The organism is Bacillus sp. NPDC060175 (assembly GCF_042728695.1).
GTDB lineage: Bacteria > Bacillota > Bacilli > Bacillales > Bacillaceae_G > Bacillus_A.
Map to the genome: position 1 here is coordinate 1 of NZ_JBHWYR010000136.1, position 7395 is coordinate 7395.

The following is a 7395-nucleotide window of genomic DNA, read 5'->3' on the forward strand; positions in this document are numbered from 1 at the left end:
GGTAAATCTTTAGATATCGCTCCTCCTTTTTCATCTGTTATTAGCTCTCCAACTACTTTTCCATTTGAATCTTCTATATGAAACTTTGCTCCTACTAGCTTTTTATTTTTATCGTTTGTATCTACTTTCTCAAGCTTTATTTTCCCTATTGGATCTGGCAATTTTTTATTTCCTATTTTCATTTCTATTACTTTATCTTTTTCTATTTTTACAGCTACCTTATCTTTCAATAATTCGTAACCTTTAGGCGCTTCTACTTCCACTAGGCTATAGTTTTCTATTGGTAAATCTTTAGATATCGCTTCTCCTTTTTCATCTGTTATTAGCTCTCCAACTATTTTTCCGTTTGAATCTTCTATATGAAACTTTGCTCCCACTAATTTTTTATCATCATTATTACTATCTACTTTTTTTATTTTTATTTTCCCAGTACTAGGCTTGTTCCAATGTTTCCAGTTAAATTTGAAATTGTGAAATTCGAATCCACCAGTTTGTTGCACTGCACCGACAAATGCTTGTCCATTAATTGAACCGCCTTTTGTTTCTAATACAGCATTTGGAGCAAATACACTTCCAACAACACCATATCCCTCTGCTGTGATTTTTTTCGCATTAGGAAATACCCAAATCACTTTCCCATATAGCTCAGTAAACGGTGAATCAGGAGAATAGGGTTGTGATGTAGGAATTATATCCGTAGCCCTTCCTATATTATTTGTGTCATATAGAATAGACCCATTTTTAAATGTAACCTCTCTTGCATCCGAATGCATAACAATAAAATCTTTGTCCTTAGCATTGGGTAAAAATACATCTCTTATTTCTAAATTTATTTTCCCTGTCAATTCTGATGAAACATAAATATTAGGATTATTTATCTCTTTTCCGATGCCAAAACTCATATTTGGAATTGGGGTATTCGTTTTATATTGACCTGCATCTTGATTGACTTGGTTTACTATGTTACGGAACTCATTGAATTTCGCATCAATTTCTTGTTTTTCTTTATAAACAATACGATCATAAGAAGATTGTATTGTACGATCTGGATCACTCTCTTTTGTCATAACGACTATTCCGTTTTGAATGATAAAAGATTCCTCTCTTGATTTTTTAAATTTTCCAGACAATAACAAGGACGGATATCCCTCATCACTCCATTTTTCACCAACTATATTAGATGTACCTGCCGCTGCACCTACAATCGTATAACCTGATGCATCCATATCACCTTGAACTGCGATTGCACCTTCAACGTCTCCACCAACTGCTTTATGGTTACCAAAGATAACTGCATTATAACGCGATATATCACCTAAACCTTCTAAGTCTACCGTGGATCCATAAACTTCTTTTGGTACATATATAACAAAACTTACACATATCATTAACAAAACCATTAAATGAATACTTACCAGCTTTAATCGTAGCCTCAATTTCCTTGTTCCCACCTTTACCGTATTTTTTCTACAGTCAAAAAAAGTGAACTTTAATCAGTGCGGATTTACTTCATCCTTTCTATACCTTCCTTACTTATCCCTAAATTAATGGATCCACTGCCCATTATTGCGGGATACATACAATCTATCTAGTTATTTTTTTCTTATAAATTACGACTAGAAACGCACATAACAATAGGATTGGAACTATTACCGTCCACTTATTAAACATAAATACCTCTGTACTTATTTCTTGTTTTTCTTTCTGATTGAACTCTACACGCTCACCTCGAACGAGCAATCTATTTGTATTTACTCCATAAGGCGTACATGTAATTAATGTAGTAAAATCTTTATTTTCCACAATTTGCAAATCTTCCGTTTCGTGTGGTAAAACTACTTTAATTTGATCTACTTTATAGGCAAGAATTTTGTCTAAAGAGTGAATATAAAAAAGATCTCCTTCACTCAACTTATCTAAATCTGAAAATAACTTTGCTGATGGTAAACCACGATGCCCGGTTAAAATAGTGTGCGTATTCTCTCCACCTACCGGGAGTGACGAATAATCTAAATGACCTATCCCCCGACTCAATACTTCTTCAGAGGTACCTTGATAAATTGGCAGTTTTATTTTAATTTTCGATATTTCAATATACCCCATTACATCACCTAAATTTAACGCATCGGCATACGCTTGTTGATTACTATTTTCCTCAGCAAATGGATCTGCAAATGTTTTCGTGGAAGTTTGAACTTGTTTATTATATTCGGCTGCTTCTTTTTCCCTACGTTCAATTTCTTTCTTTTGTAGCGCTTTAATCTTTTTATCATAAGAACTAATCTCAGAATAATGAGCACGAGTCGCCAACCAATTACTAATAGTAGGATATAAAAAAATACCTAATCCAAATAAAAAAATACCTCCTAAAACAAGATTTCGTTTCATATTTCCACCTCTGTATATACTAAAATATCGAAAAGAGGAAAGCATTTTGCTTCTCCCCTTTTCACATCACATGGTTACATGTTCCTAAAACTTTATTTATTAGCAAACTTTTTTCTAAAGAAAACAAACGCTGCTGTAACCATTAACGCAAGGCCTAGTACAGTAAAAAGAGTCGTTCCTATCCCACCTGTCACTGGAAGAATCCATCCACTTTTATTATTTTCTATCGCTAATTTAACCGATTGATTATTTTCGCTAATCTTTACATTAATTGGGTCTTTTAATAATTGATAAGAAGCTGTTGTACCATCTTCTTTTGTATATGTTGGTGCTTTCGTTTCAAAAATTTGATAGTCTCCGTATGGAATGTTAGACCATTTAATAACACCATTTTCATCTGATACACCTATCACTTCTTTTCCTGCTACAACAACTATTTTCCCATTTTTATCTTTAAGTACAAACTCTGCACCTTTTAATTTCTTCTTATCATCACCATCAATTTTTGTTAACTCAATAATTCCAGTTGTCGGAACAACAACTACTGGTTTAGATTCTTTTTCTCCAATTACATCATTTTTATTTGTAAAATCAATTTTTGCTGTATTTAAAATTTCCGAACTAGATGGTACTCCTTCTTTTACTTGTGATTTAATTTGTAAATGAAATTCTTTTTTACCATCTAATTTTGTAAAATCTTTTACTGTAGCTATTACCTTTTGACCTTCTACAGCTACATCTACAATGCTTGCATTTACTTCCGCTCCATCAATCTTCACGATTGGCTTTCCTTGAATCACTAAACGATTGTCCAAAGTATCTGTTACCACATATTTTTTGTATTCTTTAATGTCTTCTGGAATTAATGTTTTAATATCATAATTGTAATTAGTTAACGGATTTATTGGTAACGCTTCCGAATTTCCGTTAATCTTTTTATCAATAGTTGGTTCTTCATAGTTTTTCACTTCTACTTTAACTACTGTACCAGAAGTAATTGTTCCATCTTCATTAATTGTTCCGGAGTTCTTAATAAAAAACTCGCGTTTAGTTGGATCTATTACATAGCCTTTCGGAGCTTTTGTTTCTTGGAAATAGTATTCTCCATACTCTAATCCTTGCACACGAATATGACCATTAGCATCCGTTACTAACTCTTTTTTCACTTCTGTGCCATCTTTTTTAAATACAGAGAATGCTGCACCCGCTAATCCTTTATCGTTTGCACCAGTTTTTATTAAATCAACTGCACCGCGTTTAATCTCATTTTTTGGATACATATGAACATCATAGTTTAACACCTTACCCTCTTTATTCGTTAATGGAATATCTACTGTATACGTATTTGGATTTAGGTTAACATGTGGAGGACCTGCCACCTCTTTCACTTCATAACGTCCTAGCGGAAGATCTTTTAATACAGCTTGTCCGTTATCATCAGTTACTACTTTAGATGGAGTTGCCCCCGTTACAGGTTTCACATCTTCTTTCACGATTTTCCCATCATTTGAAATTTTTTCAAACGACACAACCCTTTTTACTTCAAACGTTACACCTTTTAACGGTTTCGCATTTGTTGGAACCTCTTGATTTGCGGAGCCATCACCTTCTACTCCTGTTGTTCCATCTTTTTCTTGTTCGTACTTATGAATCGTTAAAGAACCTTTGGTTGGTGAAGCTGCCTTTACTAATACACTAGACCACGCTGAAAACGTTAAGAAAACAACTAGAAGCACACTTAATATTTTTTTCATTTCTCTATTATCCCCTTTACTACTTCTATCATTTTAAAAATCTATTTTTTACTATTACCATCTAAAGATGCAATAGTGTACAAAGTATTAGCCTTGAACGAATAACATAAAACATAGTTGTCTCAATACCCCATTGTTTACAATCACTTATTCACTGTTCTTATTTCTACTATTACGTTGTCTCCCCGTATGATATATGTAATTTTCTCTCCTACATTTCACTTATGTCTCTACTTCAAAAATCATTACAATTGTTGCATAGTAGCTTTCATCGCTAATTTTTACTAATTACTTAGCGTCAATTCGTTAATCTCCCCCTCTTATCTCAATTTGAATCCAATCTTAAACATTTTTTGATACATGTTAGCAGTAACTAGCAAATAAGTGTGATGATTCATATTTTATGCTACTCCCCAAAACAATTACCTGTATATTCAAATAATATGTGCTATTCATGTTAAATTATGGTATTATTCTTAGAAGTTTATAATTTTTATTGATAAAGTTTTTCCGTTTCTACTTATGAAAAAAGGGATATGTGTTTATTCAACTATTACGCACAACTGTAAGGAGGAAGAATATGACTAAAAAGCTCAGTCTAGTTGAGATAGAGTACATTTGCAATATGTTTTTCCAATCTTTTGAAGTTCCAGTTTGTTTTTTAGATTGCAACAAAAATATTCTTTTAGCTTTTACATCAAAAAATGATTCACTTTTGTTGTATACATCAAAGATAGAACAGTTACATATGCTTTATCAGAAAAATGATTCATATAATTCTCCCATCTTCAGGACTCACCAACATCTAGGGCACTTCATTTTAATTCACATAAAGAGCGATTATATGGTGAACGGCACTGTTATTATTGGACCTGTAACAGATGTAAGCTTTTCTAAAAACGAAACGGATAGCAGCTTTAATTTTATGCCGAATTATAAAAAAACAAGAGACTATTACTTTTCATTGTCACTCAAAGATCAATATTTCTTTGTAAATATGGCGATTTTGTTCCATAACATTCTTTATAAAAAAATTTCAGATGTAAGTACCTTTTCAAATAACAGTGACTCATTTCATGTAAGTCCTAGCAGTATCTTAAACGATGATGTCTATATTTCAATGCAAAAAAATGAATCTATCTGTCATAATTTGTATTTAGAGCAACAACTACTTGGGGCTATAGAAAACGGGGATAAAGAAACAGTACTCAAATATTATTATGTATTTCAACAAGAGACTCTTTCATCCTTATCTTCATTCCATCAATTAAGACGACATAAAAACATTTGTATTTCATCCATTACACTCGCTACTAGATATGCGATAAAAGGAGGGCTTCCATCCGGGATTGCTTACAAGATTTATGATCTACACATCCAAAGAACAGAAGATTTAAAAGACACAGAATCTGTTTGGGATTTATTAAAAAATGTTTTCTGTACTTTTGCAGACCGTGTAAAGGCACAAAAAACACAGCAACATTCAACGACTATTGCTATTTGCAAAAACTACATTTTCAAAAATATTTACAATCAAATATCAGTTAAACAACTTGCTAAGTTTGCAAACATGAATTCGGATTATTTATCTATATTATTTAAAAAAGAAGTTGGTATTTCATTAAGTGAATATATTCAACGTGAACGAATCGAAGAAGCAAAGAAATTATTAACTTTCACAACCTATCCCTTATCAGACATATGTGCTTCGCTCAATTTTAGTGATCAAAGCTATTTTACTAAAATTTTTAAAAAATTCACCAACGAAACACCTGGTAAATACCGAAAATCTCATGTTGTCATATAAGGTGAAACATCCATCAACATTAGGATTCAAACTATTCTTGAAGTGAAAAACACGTTACTATTCTTTCATTTTAATGAGAATAGTAACGTGTTTTATATGTAATATATTTCTTTATACAGAGTAGCATGATCATCCAAGAGAAAAATGTTGCGGAAGCCAAATGCCCCCATAACAACTACACTATATATATTAAGAACTTAAGTTTTCAAAAACCACGAAGACTTACAAGCCTTCGTGGTTTTTGAAATATACATATTGTTACACTAGTGATTGAATTAATTAATACGCGTCTAATACTTAGTATGTATGACTTTTGTAGTTCAAAAGACTTGTTTCTCTAAAGATGTTTTTCATACAAACTTTCAGATTCTAAAAAATCCATAAATTTCTTGTAATGTGTCACGGTTCTTTCTAAAGCAATCATTAAAACAAAAATAAAATAAATTGCTTGTACTCCATTCATATGATTAAAGAGTGATTCAAATATATATACTATACTTGCAATCATAGAACAAAACCATAAATAAAATTTCATTTTCATCTTTTTAATTTTTTGATTAGTTGTCTTGCAAGGTTGCCCATGAACTCTTATAAATAAATAAGTTGCTGTATGCAAAATAATAATTGAAAATTGGAAACTTCGACTGTCCTCCGCACTAAATTCAGAGAAATCTATTTCTAATGAATGTAATACTATCCACTTACCCAAAAATGTCCATACGGCGGTTAAGCCATGAGCAAACTCTACGCCTAATCCAATGGACAAAAGCACAACAGGCTACCTTGAATGATGCAATCATGACTGCATACTTCCGATCCTTATCGCATTTCACTGTGTATGCAGAACCTCGCACCGCAGGAATGGAGTTACTGGCAGATATAAAACTATCTAAGGTTAAGGAAATGTATAAACAGCAATACGAACAGGCTTTACAAATGGAAATGGCGTTGCCATTACTTACAAATTTCAGATCAATAGCAGATAAACCTATTAAGTTTGGTAAAGTTCAAGCTGAAGACGGGTATATGACATCACCTATTATGTATACACCATTCTTTACAATGGTAGCAAGCTCTTATAATGGAAGACTTACATTTACGATTGGTTATCATACACCGGATACATCAAAAGAAAAGGTAGAGCGATTTTTAGAAAGTGTGGTCAATCAACTATCAGAATTGTCATAGGAGTATTACCTCACTCTCAACAAAATATCTCATTATAGATTTTCGTACCAAATAAACCCTATCCTGTTTCAATTTTCTAATCTTTCTACTTTTAATTTGTATTAATAAATGAAGTCGTATAAAAGAGAAGAACATAACAAAATATTTTAAATATAAAGATTTAAATTTCATTGTAAGAAGGTGACTTCTGTAATTAACAAAAGTCACCTTCTTACAATAGATTCGTAATACGTATTATCTCTAAAATATTTATAATGT

Annotated in this window: 4 protein-coding genes and 2 pseudogenes; 2 read left to right on the plus strand and 4 right to left on the minus strand. The window is 32.0% G+C overall.

What is annotated here, in order from left to right; all coding sequences use genetic code 11:
* The 3 genes from ACFWDE_RS29265 to ACFWDE_RS29275 all read right to left on the minus strand — a co-directional run.
* A partial coding sequence (locus ACFWDE_RS29265) for a collagen-binding domain-containing protein (RefSeq protein ID WP_377896238.1) occupies positions 1-1436 on the minus strand: 1436 nt, incomplete at its 3' end.
* A gap of 148 nt (positions 1437-1584) precedes the next feature.
* Entirely contained in the window at positions 1585-2388 is an 804-nt protein-coding gene (locus ACFWDE_RS29270) for a class C sortase (protein WP_195743292.1), read from the minus strand.
* Between the two features lie 92 nt (positions 2389-2480).
* A complete protein-coding gene (locus ACFWDE_RS29275; protein ID WP_377896239.1) occupies positions 2481-4142 on the minus strand; it encodes a SpaA isopeptide-forming pilin-related protein in 1662 nt (553 codons plus the stop codon).
* A gap of 580 nt (positions 4143-4722) precedes the next feature.
* On the opposite strand from ACFWDE_RS29275, the gene ACFWDE_RS29280 reads away from it, so the two are divergent.
* Positions 4723-5949 (plus strand): AraC family transcriptional regulator, encoded by a 1227-nt coding sequence (locus ACFWDE_RS29280; RefSeq protein ID WP_377896240.1) that lies wholly within the window; start codon positions 4723-4725, stop codon positions 5947-5949.
* Positions 5950-6286: 337 nt separating this feature from the next.
* Here ACFWDE_RS29280 and ACFWDE_RS29285 read toward each other — a convergent pair.
* A pseudogene (locus tag ACFWDE_RS29285) lies at positions 6287-6649 on the minus strand (hypothetical protein); the annotation flags it as partial.
* Positions 6650-6654: 5 nt separating this feature from the next.
* Between ACFWDE_RS29285 and ACFWDE_RS29290 the strand changes: the two are divergent.
* Positions 6655-7137 (plus strand): annotated as a pseudogene (locus tag ACFWDE_RS29290) (condensation domain-containing protein); the annotation flags it as partial.
* Positions 7138-7395 lie beyond the last annotated feature (258 nt).